The organism is Provencibacterium massiliense (genome assembly GCF_900169495.1).
GTDB classification, from domain to species: Bacteria; Bacillota; Clostridia; order Oscillospirales; family Ruminococcaceae; genus Harryflintia; species Harryflintia acetispora.
In genome coordinates this window covers 1,199,861-1,217,954 of sequence record NZ_FWCH01000012.1, presented here as the reverse complement: position 1 = coordinate 1,217,954, position 18,094 = coordinate 1,199,861, and the positions used below count along the sequence as shown (strand labels likewise).

General features: G+C 61.9%; 17 protein-coding genes. 7 read left to right on the top strand and 10 right to left on the bottom strand.

The genetic code is table 11. From position 1 onward, the window contains the following. Positions 1-115 precede the first annotated feature (115 nt). The 4 genes from B5477_RS10945 to B5477_RS10930 are packed head-to-tail and all read right to left on the bottom strand — an operon-like array spanning position 116 to position 3,247. Positions 116-649 (bottom strand): M48 family metallopeptidase, encoded by a 534-nt coding sequence (locus B5477_RS10945; RefSeq protein WP_079699726.1) that lies wholly within the window; start codon positions 647-649, stop codon positions 116-118. A gap of 32 nt (positions 650-681) precedes the next feature. After that, positions 682-1,554 carry a MetQ/NlpA family ABC transporter substrate-binding protein gene (locus B5477_RS10940; RefSeq protein WP_079699725.1) on the bottom strand — a complete coding sequence of 291 codons (873 nt, stop codon included), beginning with the start codon at positions 1,552-1,554 and terminating at the stop codon, positions 682-684. 30 nt (positions 1,555-1,584) lie between these two features. Further along, positions 1,585-2,244: a methionine ABC transporter permease gene (locus tag B5477_RS10935; RefSeq protein WP_079699724.1), complete on the bottom strand. Its 660-nt coding sequence runs from the start codon at positions 2,242-2,244 to the stop codon at positions 1,585-1,587. Beyond that, positions 2,234-3,247 (bottom strand): methionine ABC transporter ATP-binding protein, encoded by a 1,014-nt coding sequence (locus B5477_RS10930; RefSeq protein ID WP_242942190.1) that lies wholly within the window; start codon positions 3,245-3,247, stop codon positions 2,234-2,236. The genes B5477_RS10935 and B5477_RS10930 overlap by 11 nt, the downstream gene beginning before the upstream one ends. Positions 3,248-3,688: 441 nt before the next feature. Between B5477_RS10930 and B5477_RS10925 the strand changes: the two genes are divergently transcribed. Together B5477_RS10925 and B5477_RS10920 are read left to right on the top strand one after the other, a co-directional pair. Further along, on the top strand, positions 3,689-4,879 hold the full coding sequence (locus tag B5477_RS10925; RefSeq protein ID WP_159449016.1) for an MFS transporter: 1,191 nt from the start codon (positions 3,689-3,691) through the stop codon (positions 4,877-4,879). Further along, the gene (locus B5477_RS10920) at positions 4,876-5,475 is read left to right on the top strand and encodes a maltose acetyltransferase domain-containing protein (RefSeq protein WP_079699722.1); all 600 of its coding nucleotides are present in this window, start codon (positions 4,876-4,878) and stop codon (positions 5,473-5,475) included. Before B5477_RS10925 ends, B5477_RS10920 begins: the two co-directional genes overlap by 4 nt. A 115-nt stretch (positions 5,476-5,590) precedes the next feature. Here B5477_RS10920 and B5477_RS10915 read toward each other — a convergent pair whose 3' ends face one another. Further along, on the bottom strand, positions 5,591-7,414 hold the full coding sequence (locus B5477_RS10915; protein WP_079699721.1) for an ABC transporter ATP-binding protein: 1,824 nt from the start codon (positions 7,412-7,414) through the stop codon (positions 5,591-5,593). Continuing rightward, a complete protein-coding gene (locus B5477_RS10910) occupies positions 7,414-9,258 on the bottom strand; it encodes an ABC transporter ATP-binding protein (RefSeq protein ID WP_079699720.1) in 1,845 nt (614 codons plus the stop codon). Before B5477_RS10910 ends, B5477_RS10915 begins: the two co-directional genes overlap by 1 nt. A gap of 384 nt (positions 9,259-9,642) precedes the next feature. Between B5477_RS10910 and B5477_RS10905 the strand changes: the two genes are divergently transcribed. Further along, entirely contained in the window at positions 9,643-9,891 is a 249-nt protein-coding gene (locus B5477_RS10905) for a hypothetical protein (protein ID WP_079699719.1), read from the top strand. Further along, positions 9,888-12,395 (top strand): Ig-like domain-containing protein, encoded by a 2,508-nt coding sequence (locus B5477_RS10900; RefSeq protein ID WP_079699718.1) that lies wholly within the window; start codon positions 9,888-9,890, stop codon positions 12,393-12,395. Before B5477_RS10905 ends, B5477_RS10900 begins: the two co-directional genes overlap by 4 nt. A gap of 54 nt (positions 12,396-12,449) precedes the next feature. Here the strand turns inward: B5477_RS10900 and B5477_RS10895 are convergent, their stop codons facing one another. Genes B5477_RS10895 through B5477_RS10880 form a run of 4 tightly spaced genes read right to left on the bottom strand, consistent with a single transcriptional unit; the run spans position 12,450 to position 16,324 of the window. Then, positions 12,450-13,571 carry a polyamine ABC transporter substrate-binding protein gene (locus B5477_RS10895; protein ID WP_079699717.1) on the bottom strand — a complete coding sequence of 374 codons (1,122 nt, stop codon included), beginning with the start codon at positions 13,569-13,571 and terminating at the stop codon, positions 12,450-12,452. Continuing rightward, on the bottom strand, positions 13,568-14,386 hold the full coding sequence (locus tag B5477_RS10890) for an ABC transporter permease (protein ID WP_079699716.1): 819 nt from the start codon (positions 14,384-14,386) through the stop codon (positions 13,568-13,570). Before B5477_RS10890 ends, B5477_RS10895 begins: the two co-directional genes overlap by 4 nt. 1 nt (position 14,387) lies before the next feature. Next, a complete protein-coding gene (locus B5477_RS10885; RefSeq protein WP_079699715.1) occupies positions 14,388-15,242 on the bottom strand; it encodes an ABC transporter permease in 855 nt (284 codons plus the stop codon). Then, entirely contained in the window at positions 15,239-16,324 is a 1,086-nt protein-coding gene (locus tag B5477_RS10880) for an ABC transporter ATP-binding protein (protein ID WP_079699714.1), read from the bottom strand. The genes B5477_RS10885 and B5477_RS10880 overlap by 4 nt, the downstream gene beginning before the upstream one ends. Before the next feature lie 163 nt (positions 16,325-16,487). Here B5477_RS10880 and B5477_RS10875 point away from each other — a divergent pair, with 163 nt between their 5' ends. The 3 genes from B5477_RS10875 to B5477_RS10865 all read left to right on the top strand — a co-directional run bounded on the left by B5477_RS10875 (position 16,488) and on the right by B5477_RS10865 (position 18,082). Further along, entirely contained in the window at positions 16,488-16,700 is a 213-nt protein-coding gene (locus B5477_RS10875) for a hypothetical protein (RefSeq protein ID WP_079699713.1), read from the top strand. 117 nt (positions 16,701-16,817) lie between these two features. Next, positions 16,818-17,360, top strand: coding sequence for an RNA 2',3'-cyclic phosphodiesterase (gene thpR / locus B5477_RS10870; protein WP_159449015.1), 543 nt, complete (start codon positions 16,818-16,820; stop codon positions 17,358-17,360). Continuing rightward, entirely contained in the window at positions 17,357-18,082 is a 726-nt protein-coding gene (locus B5477_RS10865) for an alpha/beta hydrolase-fold protein (protein WP_079699711.1), read from the top strand. Before thpR ends, B5477_RS10865 begins: the two co-directional genes overlap by 4 nt. Positions 18,083-18,094 lie beyond the last annotated feature (12 nt).

The window sequence follows — 18,094 nt, the reverse complement described above, 5'->3', positions numbered from 1 at the left end:
CCAGAACAGGATATAATTAGGATAAATTGAAACGGTTCGGGTGAAAGACCTGCCCAAACCTCGAATTACATCATAAAAAAAGACCACTAGAAAGCCTTTCTAGTGGTCTTTTTTATTAGCGTATCAGCAGCTTCCTGCGTTCCTTGTAGTCGGGCATGAGCCGCTCCATCGCCGCATGAAAGCCCTTCTGGTGGTCGGGATAAAGGAAATGGACGTACTCGTGCAGCACCACGTATTCCTGTGCGGCGAGCGGCTGTTCCATCAGGCGGGTGTTGAGGGTGATCTGCCGCTTCTGGATATGGCAGACCCCCCAGCGGGATTTCATCCGGCGCACTTTCAGCGCGGGCGGTGCGGGCAGGACCCTGGAAAAGAGCGGGTAAAAGCGTGCGCTGATCGCCTCGAAGGCGCGCAGGCACTCCTGCTCGGTGTACCGCTCGGGCGACTCGAGCTGCGTGCGGCGCACAAACGTGCGTTGCCGCGCAGCTTCGATCCACCCGGCGCGTGAGAGGACGAAGCGGTCAATTTCATGCAGGGGGACCCGCTTGGGGGCCGAGACGGCGACCGCGCCGTCCGATTGTACCCGCAAATTGAGGTTCTTGACTTTTTTATAGGTCAGCTCATATTCGATTTCCCCGGCCCTTCTTTGCATGGATACCCCTCCCCGGTGATACCGGAAAATTGCTAGTCTACCGCGACGACCGAACCCTCGTATTTCTCTGCGATGAAGGCCTTGACCGGCTCGCTTTTCAGCGCCTCGAAGAGCGCCTTAATGTCCTCTCGGCCCCCGTCCCCCTCGCGCACGGCGAGGACGTTGGCGTAGGTTTCGGCGGCGAGGGAATCCTTCTCCTCCTGCGCCAGCGCATCGGCCACCTTGAGCCCGCCCAGGATGGCGTAGTTGCCGTTGATCACGGCCAGGTCCACGTCCTGCAGCGAGCGCGCGAGCTGCTCGGCGGCGATCTCGGTGATCTTCAGGTTCTTCGGGTTGCTCTCAATGTCCGCCTTGGTGGCGGTGATCCCGGCGCCTTCCCTGAGGGTCAGCAGCCCCTGGTCCTGGAGCAGCAGCAGCGCGCGCGCCTCGTTGGTGGTGTCGTTGGGCACCGCGATGGCCGCCCCGTCGGGGAGCTCTTCGAGCGACTTGGTTTTGCCGGCGTAGACCCCAAGCGGCTCGTAATGGACGGTTCCGACCGAGACGAGCTTTGTGTTATTCTCGGTATTGAAGTTGTCGAGATACGGCCCGTGCTGGAAGAAGTTCGCGTCCAGGTCGCCGCTGTCCAGCGCAAGGTTGGGCTGCACATAATCGGTAAACTCCACGATGTCCAGCTTGTACCCCTGCTTTTGCAGCTCCTTGTCGGCCTCGCGCAGGATTTCGGCGTGCGGGGTGGGGGAGGCGCCGACACGGATTGCTGTAAGCGCTTCGCTGCCGGTCTCTTCGGAGGGGGCCGCCTCGCTGGATGCCGGAGCCTCGCTGGAAGAGGACTCTCCCGCGCCGGAAGAACAGGCGGCAAGGGACAGGGCCAGCGAGCCCGCGAGCAGGATGGAAAGTAGTTTTTTCATGGTAATGACCTCCTGTAAATAAAATGGGATTTATCTGCGTTTGTCGCTGCGGCGCGCGCCGCGCGTGCCGATCTCCTGGAAGATTTGCACGATGATGATCAGCAGCACCACGGTGACGAACATCACGTCGGTCTGATAACGGTTGTAGCCGTAGCTGATGGCGATATTCCCCAGCCCCCCGCCGCCGACGGCCCCGGCCATGGCGGAGTAGCCCAAGATGGTGGTGGTCGCGATGGCCGCCCCATTGATCAGCGAGGGCAGCGCCTCGGGCAGCAGCACCTTGTAGACGATCTGCAGCGGGGAGGCGCCCATCGACTGGGCCGCCTCGATCACGCCCTGATCGACCTCCTGCAGCGAGGATTCCACCAGCCGCGCGATGAAGGGCGCGGCCGAGAGGACCAGCGGCACGATGGTGGCGGTAGAGCCGATCGAGGTTCCCACCACCAGCCGGGTGAAGGGGATGACCGCGATCATCAGGATCAAAAACGGGATGCTGCGCGTGAGGTTGACGATCACGTCCAGAACCTTGAAGAGCGGTCTGCACGGGAGGATCCCGTCGCGCCCGGAGGTCACCAGCAAAATCCCCATCGGCAGCCCCAGCAGGTACCCGAAGAGGGTGGAGCACAGCGTCATATACAGCGTCTCGACAATGCCGAGCAGCAGCATTTGGATCATGGCCTCATTCCACATAACCGCTCACCTCCTCGGCAGTCAGGTTTTGGGCGTGCAGGTAGCGGATCATCCGCTCGACGAGCGCTTGGTCCTCGGGGGTTTGCACCACCATCTGGCCGAAGGCCCGGCCCTCGATGTTCTTGGTGTTTGCGAAGAGGATGTTGATGGGCGCCTTGCACGCGAGGACCATGTTGGCGATCACCGGCTCGAAGGAGGAGCTGCCGTCGAAGACGATCCGCAGGCACCGCCGCCCGATCAGCTGGCGCGCGGCGCGCCCTTCGGGATAAACGAGCTTTCGCGCCGCCTCGCTTTGGGGGTTCTGGAAGATTTCATCCACCCGCCCGCATTCAGCGATGGCGGAGCGGTCGATGATCGCCACCCGGTTACAGATTTCCTCGATCACGCTCATCTCGTGGGTGATGATCACGATGGTGATCCCTAGCGTGCGGTTGATTTTTTGCAGCAGCGCCAGGATGGAGGCGGTGGTGGTCGGGTCCAAAGCACTGGTGGCCTCGTCGCAGAGCAGGACCTTCGGATTGGTGGAGAGGGCCCGCGCGATGGCGACGCGCTGCTTCTGGCCGCCCGAGAGCTGGGCGGGATAGGCGCCCTCCCGCTCGGTAAGGCCCACCAGCTGCAGCAGCTCGCGCCCCCGTGCGCGTGCGTTTTCTTTGGGTTCTCCGGCGATTTCGAGCGGGAAGCAGACGTTTTGCAGCGCGGTGCGCTGCTCAAGCAGGTTAAACTGCTGGAAAATCATGCTCATCTGCCGGCGCGCCTGCCGCAGCTCCTTTGCCGGCAGGGCGCACAGGTCCACCCCGTCGAACAGCACCTGCCCCCGGTCGGGGCGTTCGAGCTGGTTCATGCAGCGCACCAGGGTGCTTTTTCCCGCGCCGCTCATCCCGATTACACCGAAGATATCCCCCCGCCCGATCGTCAGGCCGATGTTTTGCAGCGCGTCCACCCGGCCGTTTTTGGTCTCAAAGGATTTACACAATCCCTTGATTTCGATCATGGGCTCTCCCATACGCGTACCCTCCTCCTGTTCTTCTGAAAGGGAAATAAAAATCCCCGTCCCTTGAATTGCTTCAAAGGACGGGGATAAACGTTCCCGTGGTACCACCTTGATTTACCCGCGCCTCACGGCGTACGGGCCTTTGCGGGTGCGGGCAGTAAGCCGACACCCTGGCGCGTTCACGGGCGCACCCGTCGCAGCCTAAAGGGGACCCCCTCTCGGTGCGCGGCTCCGAGACCATGTTCAGCCGGATTCTCCTTTGCCCTCTCGCAGCAACAGGGCTCTCTGAAAAAGGTTTCTCCGCTTACTCTTCTCTTCTCAGCCTTTGGCGGTATGAAGTTGATAGAAGGAATTATAAGGCTTCTTTCCCGGTTTGTCAAGTGGTTTTTTCTTGACGGCGGGCGCGAAAGGCGCTATGCTTTCGATAGGATTCGTGTCATTGGGGGAGAGAGCTTGAAAGAAAAACACATACCCTGGGTGCTGCTGGGGATCATCTACCTGTCCTTCATCAGCCTCGGCCTGCCGGACGGCTTGCTCGGTGTGGCCTGGCCGGCCATGCGCGCCGAGTACCGGCTGCCGCTCGAGACGGTGGGGGTGCTCTCCATGCTGGTGATGTGCATGTCCGCCCTCTCGAGCGTTGGCAGCGGGTATATCCTGCCGCGCTTCGGGACCGGGCGGGTGACCTTCCTCAGCTGCCTGCTGACCGGGGCGGCCATGTTGGGCTACGCCTTCGCACCCGGCTTTTTGCCGGTGGTGCTGCTGACCATTCCGCTGGGGCTGGGTGCGGGCGCGGTGGACAGCGGGCTCAACCGGTATGTGGCCGAGCACTACTCCTCCCGGCACATGAACTGGCTGCATTGCTTCTGGGGGGTCGGCGCCTCGGCGGGACCGCTGATCATGACCGGGGCCATCCTGCACGGGGGCTGGCGCATGGGATATCTTTTCATCTCGCTGATCCAGCTGGCGCTGAGCCTGGCGCTGCTCTATTCCCTTCGCAAGGGGCTTTGGCGGAGCGCGCAGAAGGAAGGCGGGCAGTCCGCCTCGGCGCTGGCCATCCCCGCGCCAAGGCCGGCGACCAGGGGAACGGTCGTCCTTGCGGTGGCGCTCTTTTTCCTCTATGCCGGGACCGAGTATTCGGCCGGGCTCTGGGTCAACAGCGTCCTGGTCGAGTCGCGCCAGGTGCCGCAGCAGCTGGCCGGCATGGCGGTCACCGCCTTTTACTTCTGCGTCATGCTCGGGCGCTTCGGCAGCGGCGTGCTGGTTGGGAAGCTGGGCAATATGCGCATGATGCGCCTCGGATTCCTGCTGGCCTTTTTGGGGGCCTGCTGCTTCGCCATGGCGGGCAAGAGCTATCCGCTCTCGCTGCTCGGGGTGATCCTTCTGGGGCTGGGGCTCGCGCCGATCTACCCCTGCCTCATGCACGAGACGCCCCGCCGTTTTGAAGAGAAGGTCTATGTGCGGCTGATCGGCTACCAGGTGGGGGCCGCCTGCCTGGGCGGTTCCGTCACCGGGGCCGGGATCGGGCTGGTGCTCTCCCATCATTCGCTCGAGTGGTTCGCGCCCATCCTGGGGGCGCTGGCGGCGGTATCCTGTTTGATCAACGAGACGCTGGAGAGGCGCACGAAGGGGGAGGAGAAGGAATGACAACCATTGAGCGCATGAAAAGCGGGAAGCTCTATACCGACTTGTGCGAAGGGCTGCCCGAGCGGCGCCTGCGCGGCAAGGAGCTGTGCTACGACTTTAACCACACCCGCCCGCGCGAGGAGGAGCGCCGCCAAATAATCCTGCGGCAGCTCTTCGCTTCGCTCGGCAAAAACCCCTGGATCGAGCCGCCCCTCTCGGTGGCTTACGGCAGCAACACCCACATCGGGGACTGCTTTTACGCCAACTTCAACCTGGTGATCGTGGACGACATCGAGGTGTATATCGGGAACCATGTGATGTTCGGCCCGAACGTCACCATCACGGTGACGGGGCATCCGGTGGACCCCGCGCTTCGCCGCCCCGGGAACCAGTTTTCCTTCCCGGTGCACATTGAAGACGACGTCTGGGTGGGCGCGAACGTGGTCATCCTGCCCGGAGTCCGGATCGGGGAGGGCGCGGTGATCGGCGCGGGCAGCGTGGTCACGAAGGACATCCCGCCGCGGGTGGTGGCCGTCGGCAGCCCCTGCCGGGTGCTGCGGGAGATCACCGAACGGGACCGGGAATATTATTACCGGGATTTGCGGGTGGAGAAGTGAAGCGGTTTTTGGCGGTCGCGATGGATATCCTGACGGAAGTGCTGGACCTGATCGCGGCGCTGCGGGAGCTCTTCAGTTAAAAAAGGCAACCGGACCCCAGTCCGGTTGCCTTTTTTTACTCGCTTTTGAGGATCCGCATGGCGCTTTCTTCCTCGAACTGCCGGCTGTAGAGGGTGTGGTAATAGCCCCTCTTGTGCAGCAGCTCCTCGTGGGTGCCCCGCTCGATGATCTTGCCGTCCTTCACCACCAGGATCACGTCCGCGTGCCGGATGGTCGAGAGGCGGTGCGCGATCAAAAAGGAGGTGCGCCCGCGCAGCAGGTGGGCGATCGCGTCCTGGATGAGCTGCTCGGTCTGGGTGTCGATCGAGGAGGTGGCCTCGTCGAGCACGAAGATGCGCGGGTCGGCCAGCACCGCGCGCGCGAAGGAGACCAGCTGCTTTTCCCCGGTCGAGAGCCTGTCTCCCCCCTCGCCCACGTCGCTGTAATACCCGTTTTCCAGGTGCTCGACGATGGTGTCGGCCGAGACGCTCTCGGCCGCGCGCATGACCTCCTCGTCGGTGGCGCTCAGCTTCCCGTAGCGGATGTTCTCCATCACGGTACCGGAGAAGAGATGCGGGTTTTGCAGCACGTAGCCGATGTTCGAGTGCAGCCAGAGCTGGGAGCGCTCGCGGTAGTCCCGCCCGTCGATCAGAATCTGGCCGCTGGTCGGCTCAAAGAAGCGGCAGGCGAGGTTGACGAGCGTGCTCTTGCCCGCCCCCGTCTCGCCCACGATGGCCACCGTGGTCCCGGCGGGAATCGTCAAATTAAAGTGCTCCAGCACATATTCGTTCCCGTCGGGGTAACGGAAGGACACGTCCCTAAATTCGATCTCACCCCGCAGCGGCTCCCAGTTTTCTTCCTTTGGATGGAAGGCGTCGCCGTAGCGCTCGATCACCTCGGGCGTGTCGGTGATGCCTTCCTCCTCGCCCAGCAGCCCGCTGACCCGCTCGATGTTCGCCTGGACCGAGATGACCTCGGCCAGGGTGCGGGCGATCTGCTGGATCGGCTCGAAGATGCCGATCGCGTAGGAGGTGAAGGCGGAGAGGGTGCCGATCAGGATGACGTTTTCCAGCACCAGGTAGCCGCCGCGCGCCAGTACGATGGCGGTCGCGGCCGAGCTCAGGCACATCACGATCGGGATATAGACGGCGCTCAGCCGCGCCGCCTTGACCGAGGCGTGGCGCATGCCGGTGGTGAGCTCCTTAAAGTTTTCAAAATTCTGCTCCTCGATCACCAGCGTCTTGGAGGTCTTGGCTCCTGTGATCCCCTCGTTGTAGGCCCCGGTAATCTGGGCGTTGATCTTGCGCACCTTGCGGTTCCAGTGCAGGATCTTGTTCTGGAAATAGAGGGTGGCCAGCGCAATGGCGGGCACGACCAGCATGACGATTAGCGCCAGCCTCCAGTTGAGCGCGAGCATGGCCGCGAAGACCCCCAGCACATAGGCCAGCGCCCAGAGGATGTCCACCAGGCTCCAGGCGAAAAGGCTGGCGATCCGCTCGGTGTCGCTGAGCACCCGCGCGAGCAGGTAGCCCACCGAATTGACGTTGTAATAGGAGAAGGAGAGCTTTTGCAGATGGACGAAGCAGGCGCGCTTGAGGTCCCGCCCCAGGCTCATCTCCACCACCATCGACTGGCGGCAGAAGATGATGACGAACAGCGTCTGCACCGCGATGGTCCCGGCGTAGAGGGCGATGAACTCCCAGAGCCCCTGTAAGGAGCCGGCCTCGATGAAATGGTCAATCGAATAGCGCTGGAAGAGCGGGAGCGCGATGTCCACCAGGGTGGAGAGGAGGTTGAGCGTCACCACGATGACCAGCGGCGCCTTGAACGGGCGCAGGAAGGAGGCGATCCGCTTCCAGGAGCTGTAGTCGAAGGAGGCGCTTTTTTCTTTTTTCGCCATTATTTTTCCTCCTTTTCGTCCAGCAGCGAGCGGTCGTCGCTGGAGAGCTGAATGTCGTAGATGCTCCGATAGATCCCCTCCTGGTTCACCAGCTCATCGTGGGTGCCCATCTGGGCGATTTTTCCGTTGTCCAGCACCAGAATCTTGTCCGCCTGCATGAGGGTGGTGATCCGGTGCGAGATGAGGATGACCGTCGAGGAGCCGAGAGACTCGCGCAGAGCGCGGCGGATCTGGGAATCGGTCTCGGAATCCACCGCCGAGAGGGAGTCGTCGAACACCATGATGGGGGCCTTCTGCATGAGCATGCGCGCGATGGCGACCCGCTGCTTCTGCCCGCCCGAGAGGGTGACCCCCCGCTCGCCCACCACGGTGTCGTAGCCTTCGCTGAACTCTTGCACCGCGTCGTCCACGCAGGCGATCTGCGCGGCATTGCGCACCTCGGAAAGGGAGGCCTGCGGGCGGAAGACCCGGATGTTGTCGACGATGGTCTTGGAGAAGAGGAAGGGCTCCTGCAGCACCAGCCCGATGTTCTGGCGCACCCAGTCACGCTTCATTTTAGCGATGTCCACCCCGCCCACCGTGATCCGCCCGCATTCGGGCGGCAGGTCGTAGAGCCGGTCCAGCAGGTGCATGAGCGTGCTCTTGCCCGAGCCGGTCCCCCCGAGGATGGCGAAGGTGCTGCCCGCCGGAATGGTAAAGTCGATGTCCCGCAGCACTGGGTTCTGGCCCTCGTAGGTGAAGTTGATGTGCTCAAAATGGATGTCCCCGTTCATCGGAGGGGTAAGGGCGCCGGGGGAGTCCTGCTCCTCCGAGGCGTTCAGGATGTAGGCGATCCGCTCGATCGAGACGCCCGCCTTGCTCATCTCGGACAGGATCCTCCCCAGCTCGCGCAGCGGCCAGACCAGGGTGGAGACATAGGAGACGAAGGCCAGAAACTCGCCCAGGGTGATGTTCCCCTGAACGGTCTGGATGGTGCCGACCACCACCACGATCAAAATCTGCAGCCCGGTGATGAAGTCGCCGGTGCCCCAGTAAATGCTCAGCAGGTTCCCCAGCTTGATCCAGAGGTCGGCGAAGCGGTTGTTCTTTTCATCGAACCGGTCGATCTCGAAGCGCTCCCGCCCGAAGGCGCGCACCACCCGCACGCCGGTCAGGTTTTCCTGCACCGTGCTTGAGAGGATTCCCTCGGCGACGTCAGCGTCCCGGAACTTGCGGGCGATCCGGGAATAGAAGATCCCCGAATAGGCCGCCACCACCGGCACGAAGATCAAAACGATCAGCGAAATCCCCACGTCCATGTGGAACATGATGACAAGCGAGATCACCAATAAAAAGACGGTGCGGAAGACCTCCATCAGCTGGTTGGCCACGAAGTTGCGCACCACGTTCACGTCCGAGGTGCACCGCTGGATGATCTCGCCGGTCTGATGCCTTACATGCCAGCAAAAGGGCAGGCGCTGGATGTGCGAGAAGAGCTTGTCGCGCATCTCCTTGACGAAGTTTTCCGAGCCCTTGGCCAAGGCCGTGCGGGAGAGGTAGCTGCAAATCCCCGCCAGCAGGGCGATCAGGAGGATGGCCCCGGCGAAGAGCCAGAGCAGCCAGGTCACGGTGTGCCCGGCGCGCAGCTCGTCAAGATGCAGCAGGCGGATCACAAAATCGGGCAGCGCGAAGGGCTTATGGTCGAGCACCGAATCCACCGCCACCTTGATCACCTGCGGGGTCATGGTGTTGAGGGCGGTATTGAACATGGAAAAGAGGATGGAGGTTAAAAAAAGCCCCATCGACCCCTTCAAAAACCCCATCACGAATTGCAGTTTTCCCAGTTTTTTGGCGGTACGATCCATTGTCGTCACATCCCTTCCGGAACATTAAAAGTTTTAGATATTTAATTAAATTTATTTAATAAAAACCATTCCCATTTTATCACTGCCCTGTCTCATATGCAAGAGGAAAGAAAAATTTTTCCTATCTGCTGGAAATCGGGGCCGACAGAATAAGAATGGCCGCTAGATAGGCTTTCTAGCGGCCATGATTTCTTGAATTTTCGTGTTTAGGAGGAGTAAAATTTCCAACCCCTTCCACACTTTCCCTAATTATACCCTGTTTTGGTGAAATATGCAAGCAACCTCCCGATTTTTTGTTGGAACTCTGCGGGCAAAAGGCCGCTAGAAAGCCTAACTATGGGTCTTTTTTTATGATCGGCGGCCCTGCCAGAAGGGGGAACTGGAATGAAAAAGAAAGCGATAGCGGTGCTGTTGTGCGTGCTGGCGCTGACCGTTTTAGGCGGCTTCACGGTGGGCGGCAGCGGCCTGCGGGAGCATTATGCCGGGCTGCTGGAGCGGGGGATCATCACCGAAGCGGAGTATGGAAAACTGGAAGCGTACGGCTTCGAGCTGCCCGAGAGCGGGAAGGAGCCTCTGGACGACTTTTCGATCGGTGAGATCAGCACCGCTAATGGGGACGTGGTGGAAAGATGAGGCGGCTTCCCGCTTTGCTGCTGGCGGTTTCCCTGGCGGCCGGGATGATCCCGGCCGCCGGTGCGGCGGCAGCGTCCGTTGATCCAGACACGCCCACCTCGGAGATCTCCCTCTTCCGCGCCCGGACCGCTGCGGGCCCCGAGTTCATCCGGGTGCCGGTGAAGAATAATGACCCGGCCCGGATCGAAGGCTTCACCGTCACCGCCCTGCCCGAGGGCGGCGGGGAGGCGGACATGCTGTCCGCCTCGGGAGAGCCCGAGGTGTCGGGGGAGGACTACAGCTACAAGCTGTATTTCAGCGACCCGCCGCAGCGGGACACCGGCTTCACCATCTCGGTCACACCTGTCGCGAAGGCGGGCCGGGCCGGCTTCGACCTGCCCAAAACGAAGACCTCATCCTACACCTACCGGGCCATCCAGAGCCTGACCATCAAGGCCGGGGGCGAGGCGGTGGGGGATAAGACGGTTTACCTGCAAACCGGTGGGGAGCGCCAGACGGTACAGCTGACCGCCGACAAGAACCCCACCTCCCAGAGCTATGCCGCGGAGGTACTCTGGTCGAGCAGCGACCCAGCCATCGCTTCGGTGGACCCGGTGACGGGGATGGTGACCGGCAACGGCGGCGGGACCGTGACCATCACGGCCAGCGTCTACGACGACCCGGATACCGTTTCCGCCTCCTGCACGGTGACGGTGATCCCGATTTCCGGAATCGGGTTAAACCCGGCGAGCAAGACCCTTTTCACCGGGGGCACGGCGGCCGAGACCGACTTCGACCTGACCGCGACCCTCAGTGGGGACAACGGCGGCACCGAGCTGGTCTGGGAGAACAGCAACCCGGACCAGGTCGATATGACCAAGGTGAGCGGCAACGTCTACCATCTCTCGGCCAACGGCAAGCAGCCGGGGAGTGCGACCATCACGGTGATGGACAAGGGCGGGTTCTATAAGGCCGCCTGCACCGTGACGGTGGTGCAGGTCCAGAGCGTTTCGGTGCTGCCCAGCACCCTGACCCTCTACACCTCGGGCAGCCCGCGCAGCGGGACCTTGAGCGCCACGGTAAGCCCTTCGGCCTATGCCCCGGCCTGGGCGGCGGAGGACGAGAGCCTGGTCAGCGTGGCGGGCAGCGGGAAGAGCTGCACCGTCACGGCAAACACGAGCAAGGGCGGGAGCACCACCGTCACCGCCTCGGTGGGCGGCCGGAGCGGGAGCTGTACCGTGACGGTGCAGCACATCACGGGGATCCGGTTCACCGAGCTGCCGGGGACGCTGTACCTCGGCGGGAGCTCGGTGACGGGGCAGGCGCAGGCCGCGCTCGAGGGCGGCGGGACGGGGCCGGTCACCTACCGGAGCTCCGACCCGTCGGTGGCGTCGGTGGACGCCTCCACCGGCGTGGTGACGGCGGTGGGGAAGGGGAGCTACACGCTGACGGCGACGGCGCCCAACGGGATCAGTGTGACGAGCGAAGAGCAGGAAGTGGTGCAGCGGGTAACGGGGATCACGATCGCGACCGACTCGCTGGAGAAGGGGACGAACCTCGCATTGAGCGTGAGCGTGACGCCGCAGAACGCGAACGAGAAGGGCCTCTCCTGGTCGCTGGAGAGCGGGAGCGGGATCGCGAGTATCAACTCCACGACGGGAACGGTGACGGCGGTGGGGCAAAGCGGTACGATCACGGTGAAGGCGGCGGCCAAGGACGGGTCGGGGGTGACGGCGAGCAAGACGGTGACAATCGAGGGGTGCGAGCATGCGCTCGCCGCCGGCGGCTACGGGGGCGGTGCGGGCACCGCCGCCAAGCCCTGGAAGGTGTCGTCGGTCGAACAGCTCAAGCATGTCGGCAGCCACCTTGGCGCCAATTTTTCACAGACGAAGAACCTGGCGCTCAGCGGGACTTGGACGACTCTCGGAACCTTAACCGGTACGTACAATGGCAATGGGCTTGAAATCACCGGGATGGATTGCAACTTGGGCGGGCTGTTTTATGCAGTAACCGGCAACGCCTCTGAAGTCAGGCGGGTCATACTCGTATCCCCCAAGGCCAGGCAAGGGGCTATTTCCTGTATCGTAAACGAAGGGGCCGCGATTTCGGATTGTGTTGTGACCGACGGGCTGATCCGCTATGATCCGGGCATCTGTGGTCCGAACGACTACGTGACCTCGGGCGGCATTGCGGGCATCGTGGAAAATGCGACCTTTCAGCGGTGTACGTTCAGTGGGACGGTCGGCGGGGACTCGAATTTTGACCTCTACCGCGGCGGGATCGTGGGACACAGCCTGAACACGACCTTTATCGGCTGTATCTCCTCCGCCCAGTTCACCGGAAGCGCACCCAACATGATTCTCACCGGCGGGATCAGCGGGGCAATCGACCGGCACATCGGGCCGGTCACCCTGCAAAACTGCCATTGGTCCAATCCGGTTTACGCCATCGGAAGGACAGCCGCCTACGGCGGCGACTTCACCCCCAACGAAGGAAGCAGTTACGGCAACTCGCAAATTACCTAAAGGCAGAGCGAAGGGCCGGCGGTCAATCCGCCGGCCCTTCGTTTTTATCGGGGGTTACTGCTGCTTAAACTCGGTCCAGATTTTGTCGTAGAGCTCGGTCGCCTCGCCCACGTCCTGGATGAACTCGGTGTTGCCCAGCACGTCCGAGGGGATATAGAGCGCCGCGTTGTTTTTGTACTCCTCGGGCAGATAGGGCGCGCTCTCCTTGTTCGGGCAGAGGTACATGATCTGGCTGGAGACCTTCGCGCCGACCTCGGGCTCAAGGATATAGTTGATGAACGAGAAGGCGTTGTCCTCATGCGGGGCGTTTAAGGGAACGATCAGGTTGTCGATCCCGAAGCCCATCCCCTCCTCGGGGTAGACGACCTTCAGTTCGGGATTGGCCTGCAGCGCCATGACCACCTGGGCGGTGAACATGTACCCCACGCTCGCCTCGCCGCTGAGGATGACGTCCTGCAGGTTGTTCATCGCCAGGGTGCGGATGTTGGGCTTTAATTCCATCAGCTTTGCCTTGGCCTCGTCCAGCACGGCCGGGTCGGTCTCGTTGAAGGACTTGCCCATCGTTTTTAAGGTGATGCCGATCACGTTGCGCGCGTCGTCCATCATCACCACGCTGTCGCGGAGCTCCGGGTTCCACAAATCGTTATACCCCTTGATGTCGACATTGACCAGGGCCGGGTCGTAGACGATCAGCGGGGTGCCGGGGCCGTAGGGGACGGTGTAGAGGTTTTCGGGGTCGTAGAACTGGCTCTGGAAGTTGGGGTCGATGTTTTTAAAATTCGGGATTTTTTCCTTGTCCAGCTCCTTTAAGAGCCCGCCCTTCCTGCGCATGATGTCGATGATGTAGTCGCTCGCCACGATCACGTCGTAATCCCCGGCGTTCGCCGCCTCGAGCTTGGTGAGCATCTCCTCGTTGGACTCGAAGTTGGACATGTTGATTTTTACGCCGAACTGCTCGGTGTAGCCGTCCAGCACATCCTGCGGGAAGTAGCCGTCCCAGGTGAAGATATTGAGCTCCCCGCCGCTTTCGGTGCCGCCGGCTTCGCTCGAAGCCTCGCTCGCGGGGGCCGCGCTGCTCTGGGGTGCGGAGCTCTCGGAACCGCCGCCGCTGCCGCAGCCGGCGAGCAGGCCGGCGCAGGTGGCGGCCGCCAGGACGAGGGAAAGAATCTTTTTCATTGATTTGCCTCCTTGCTTATGGTGGGTTTTATGGGTTTGCCTTTTTTGGTTTTGGTGAGCGCCCCGGAGAGGAGGATCAGCAGGAAGGTCAGCGCCAGCATGACGGTGCAAAGGGCGTTGATCTCGGGGCTGACGCCCAGCTTGATCTGCGAATAGATCTTGATGGGCAGGGTGTTGGTCTGCGCGCCGGTGACGAAGAAGCTGATCACCACGTCGTCCAGCGACATGGCGAAGGCCAGCAGCGACCCGGACAGGATGGCCGGGGCGATCAGCGGCAGGGTGATGTCGAAGAACATCCGCATTTCGCTGGCCCCAAGGTCCCGCGCCGCCTCGCCGATCGAGCGGTCGATCCCGGCCAGCCGCCCCTTGACCACGATGAAGATATAGGGGATGCAAAAGGCGGTGTGGGCGATGATCAGGGTGATCATCCCAAACGGGAGCCCCAAGAAGGAGAAGAAGGCCAGAAAGACCATCCCGAGGATGATTTCCGGGATCATGATGGGCAGCATGGCCACGTTCTCCAGCAGGCCCTTGGTTTTAAAATCGCTCTGCGCGAGCCCCACCGCCCCGACGGTGCCGATCACCGCCGAGATGGCGCAGCTGGAAACCCCCAGGACCAGGGAGTTGCGCAGCGCGTCCATCAAACTTTCGTTGTGGATCATTTTCTGGTACCATCCCAGCGTGAACCCGGCCCACTGCACGTCGCTCTTCGAGGCGTTGAAGGAGTAGATGACCACCATCACCACCGGCAGGTACATCAGCAGCAGCACCGCGCAAAGGTAAAGGCTGGAAGGATGAAACTTTTTTCTTTTCATATCAGAAGAACTCCTCCAGGTCGCTGGAATGGGTCAGCTTGCGGTAGAGGAAGATGATCGCGAAGGTCATGATCATCATCACCACCGACAGCGCCGCGCCGAACGGCCAGTCGCGCGCCTGCATGAGCTGGTTTTTGATCAGGTTCCCCACCAGCATGATCTTTCCGCCGCCCAGCAGGTCGGAGATGAAAAACAGCCCGATCGAGGGGACGAACACCAACACAAACCCCGAGAGGACCCCCGGCAGGGTGAGCTTGAGCGTGACGGTGAGGAAGGCCTGCACCGCGTTGGCGCCCAGGTCCCTTGCCGCCTCGACGAGCGACCAGTCCATCTTTTCCACACTGGTGTAGACCGGCAGGATCATGAAGGGCAGAAGGGAATAGACCATCCCCAGCAGCACCGCGCCGTAGGTGTAGAGGATTTTGAGCGGGGTGTCGATCAGCCCGAGCGACATGAGCAGGTGGTTGAGCACCCCCTTGGCGCGCAGAATGATCATCCAGCCATAGATACGCACCAGCGCGTTGGTCCAGAACGGGACCACCACCAGCAGCATGACGAAGGCCCTCCGTTTGGGCGCGAGCTTCGCCATGAAGTATCCGAAGGGGTACCCCATCAGCACGGTGATCACGGTGGTGCCAAAGGCAAGCCCCAGCGAATCGGCAAAGGTGCGCAGATAGACCGGGTCGAACATTTTCCGGTAGTTTTGCAGGGTGAACTCGTTGGTCACCCCCCAGAGAATATCTTTCCTGAGCAGGCTGAGCACCACAATATAGATCAGCGGGATGAGCACAAAAAGGATGGTGAAGGCGTAGATGGGCAGCACCAAAGCCCAATTGTAGTTTTTCACCTTTTTCATGCATCCGCCTCCTGCATATCCACAAAGACGGCGTTTTCGGGCTTCCAGTACAGGTTCACCCGCTCGCCGAGGCCGATGTTCGCATGGATGCCGTGCTTGCTCGAGACGATGGGCTCCCCGGCGCGCGGGGTGAAGGCGATCCGCAGCATCCCGCCCACATAGCTGTTTTCGCTCACCGCCGCGGGCAGGTCGAAGTGCTCCACCGGCTCCTTCGCGACCAGCATGTTTTCACTGCGCACCGAGAAGGCGACCCGCTGGCCCTCGCGCAGGGCATAATCCCCCGCGGCGGCACAGCAGAGCCCGGCCGGGGTCTCGATCTCGGCCAGGCCGCCTTCAATCCGCTTCACCTGCCCCGAAAAGATATTGGCCGTGCCGATGAAGCGGGCCACAAAGCTGGTCTTGGGGTGGTCGTAGATTTCGCCGGGGGTGCCGATCTGCTCGAAGCGCCCCTCGTTCATCACCACGATCCGGTCGGACATGTTGATGGCTTCCTCCTGGTCGTGGGTGATATAGATGAAGGTGATCCCCAGGCGCTTTTGCAGCTTTTTGAGCTCCTGCTGCATCTGGCGGCGCAGCTGTAAATCCAAAGCGCCCAGCGGCTCGTCGAGCAGCAGGACGCTTGGGTTGTTGATCACCGCGCGCGCGATGGCCACCCGCTGGCGCTGCCCGCCCGAAAGCTCGATGGGCATGCGCCGCTCGTAGCCGGGCAGCTGCACCAGCTCGAGCATGTCGCCCACCCGGCGCTTTATCTCGTCCTTCGGCACATGCCGCAGCTTGAGGCTGTAGGCGATGTTCTGATACACGTTCATATGGGGAAAGAGGGCGTAGTTCTGGAAGATGGTGTTCACGTCCCGCTTATTGGGCTGCACCGCGGTCACGTCCTCCCCGCCCAGCAGCACACTCCCGCTGTCCGGGCTTTCCAGCCCTGCGATGATCCGCAGGGTGGTGGTCTTCCCGCAGCCCGAGGAGCCCAGGAAGGTGATGAACTCGCCCTTCTGGATCGACAGGCTGATCCCACGCAGAACCTGGGTCTGGCCGAAGCTCTTGGTGATGTCTTTGAGTTCCAATATATTTTCTACCATCTGCCATCCCTCTGTCACAATGCTTTAATGATTTAACCAATAAAACTATACATCTTTGGTTGCATTTGTATTATACGCAAAGAGGAAGACATTGTCAAGGAAGGGTAACATTCCGGGCGCGTCGCGCATAAGATGCATACAGCACAAAGAAGGGGGTACCGGGATGGATTTACATAACTATCAGATCACCATCGGGGAAATTCTGCAAAACCAGCAGGCGCGCGCTCTGGTGCAGCGGCAGGTTCCGGGGCTGCTCGGACACCCCATGCTGCCGATGGTACAGGGGATGCAACTGCGCCAGGCGGTCGGCTTCGCGCGAAAATACGCCTCGCAGCGGCAGATCGACGAGGTGCTCTCCCAGCTGGAGAAGCTCTAGAGATTCAGGCAATCGCACGCAAAGAAGCAGTCCGGGAGGAGGGGAATTTCCCCTCCTCCCGGACTTTTGCGCTTATGGCTGTTTGTGGTATACTGATTGCAAAGGGAGGGGATTCTTTTGCGCCTGTTTGTGGCCATCCTGTTTTCAGACCACACGCTGGACCAGCTCTTCGCGGCGTGCCGGCGGCTGCGGGACTGCGCCGGGCGGGGGAGCTTCACCCGGCGGGAAAACCTGCACCTGACGCTTGCCTTCATCGGAGAGAGCGGGAGAGAGGACGAGCTTTGCCGGGTGCTGGAAAAGCTGGAGGGGGAGCCCTTCCCGCTTTGGGTGGAGGGCTTCGGCACCTTTCGCCGGGAGGGCGGGGACATCTGCTGGCTGGGGCTGCGGCGAAGCGAAGCGCTTTTGGCGCTCCACCGGCAGCTTTCGGAAGGGCTGGAGCGCGCCGGCTTCCCGGTGGAGCGCCGCCCCTTTCGCCCCCACCTGACGCTGGGGCGGCAGGTGCTGCTGCCAAGAGGGTTTAACCCGCGCCGCTTTGGCGGGGAGCTGCCAAAGATCACCGAGCGCGTGGAGGCAGTCAGCCTGATGAAGTCCGAGCGGATTGATGGGCGGCTGACCTACACCGAGCTTTATCGCTATACGCTGGGAGGCGCAAAGTCATGAAGATATTAGAGGAGCGGTGCGGCGGGTGGGCCTATTGGGTCTGTCTGCCGCCGCATTTTCGGGAGGACGCGGGGTATCCCTTGGCCTGCCTGCTGTTAAATTCTCCCGGCAGCGGGACGATGGAACAGGCGATGACGATCCTTTCGCCAAAAATTCAAAGCGGCATTCTGCCGCCCTTCCTGCTGGCGGGGCTGGCGCCGGAGGACCCGAATGGCGCCTATACCCCTTGGCTTGGGAAGGCGGTCTTTCGCGGCGGCGGGGATTTTGGAGGAAGGGCAGGGGAGACGGTGCGCTTCCTCGAGGAGCGCTTCCTGCCAGGGCTGGAAAGCCGGTTCCCGGTTCTTCCCCGCCCGGCGCTGCTGGGCTATTCCCTCGCGGGGCTCTGCGCGCTCTATGCGCTTTATGAGACGGACCGCTTCGGCAGCTTCGGGAGCCTGTCCGGCTCCCTCTGGTACGAGGGGTGGCTCCCCTTTATGGAGGGGAACCGGCCCAAGAACGGAGCGGCCAGGGTCTATCTCTCGCTGGGCAGCGGGGAGGAGCGCAGCCGCAACCCCGTACTCGCCACGGTGGGGGAGCGCACCCGCGCCGCCGCCCGCCTGCTGCGCGGCCAGCTCCCGCAGGGCGGGACCTTCTATGAAGAGAGCCCGGGCGGGCATTTTAAAGACGTCCCGCAGCGCCATGCGCGGGCGCTTGAATGGCTGATGGAAAAGGACCCTTCGTGAGAATAATCTCAC

Coding starts and splice junctions, on each gene's coding strand:
- B5477_RS10945 (WP_079699726.1), bottom strand. CDS start 649: ATGCAAAGAAGGGCCGGGGAAATCGAATATGAGCTGACCTATAAAAAA.
- B5477_RS10940 (WP_079699725.1), bottom strand. CDS start 1,554: ATGAAAAAACTACTTTCCATCCTGCTCGCGGGCTCGCTGGCCCTGTCC.
- B5477_RS10935 (WP_079699724.1), bottom strand. CDS start 2,244: ATGTGGAATGAGGCCATGATCCAAATGCTGCTGCTCGGCATTGTCGAG.
- B5477_RS10930 (WP_242942190.1), bottom strand. CDS start 3,247: ATGGGAGAGCCCATGATCGAAATCAAGGGATTGTGTAAATCCTTTGAG.
- B5477_RS10920 (WP_079699722.1), top strand. CDS start 4,876: ATGACAACCATTGAGCGCATGAAAAGCGGGAAGCTCTATACCGACTTG.
- B5477_RS10915 (WP_079699721.1), bottom strand. CDS start 7,414: ATGGCGAAAAAAGAAAAAAGCGCCTCCTTCGACTACAGCTCCTGGAAG.
- B5477_RS10910 (WP_079699720.1), bottom strand. CDS start 9,258: ATGGATCGTACCGCCAAAAAACTGGGAAAACTGCAATTCGTGATGGGG.
- B5477_RS10905 (WP_079699719.1), top strand. CDS start 9,643: ATGAAAAAGAAAGCGATAGCGGTGCTGTTGTGCGTGCTGGCGCTGACC.
- B5477_RS10900 (WP_079699718.1), top strand. CDS start 9,888: ATGAGGCGGCTTCCCGCTTTGCTGCTGGCGGTTTCCCTGGCGGCCGGG.
- B5477_RS10895 (WP_079699717.1), bottom strand. CDS start 13,571: ATGAAAAAGATTCTTTCCCTCGTCCTGGCGGCCGCCACCTGCGCCGGC.
- B5477_RS10890 (WP_079699716.1), bottom strand. CDS start 14,386: ATGAAAAGAAAAAAGTTTCATCCTTCCAGCCTTTACCTTTGCGCGGTG.
- B5477_RS10885 (WP_079699715.1), bottom strand. CDS start 15,242: ATGAAAAAGGTGAAAAACTACAATTGGGCTTTGGTGCTGCCCATCTAC.
- B5477_RS10880 (WP_079699714.1), bottom strand. CDS start 16,324: ATGGTAGAAAATATATTGGAACTCAAAGACATCACCAAGAGCTTCGGC.
- B5477_RS10875 (WP_079699713.1), top strand. CDS start 16,488: ATGGATTTACATAACTATCAGATCACCATCGGGGAAATTCTGCAAAAC.
- B5477_RS10865 (WP_079699711.1), top strand. CDS start 17,357: ATGAAGATATTAGAGGAGCGGTGCGGCGGGTGGGCCTATTGGGTCTGT.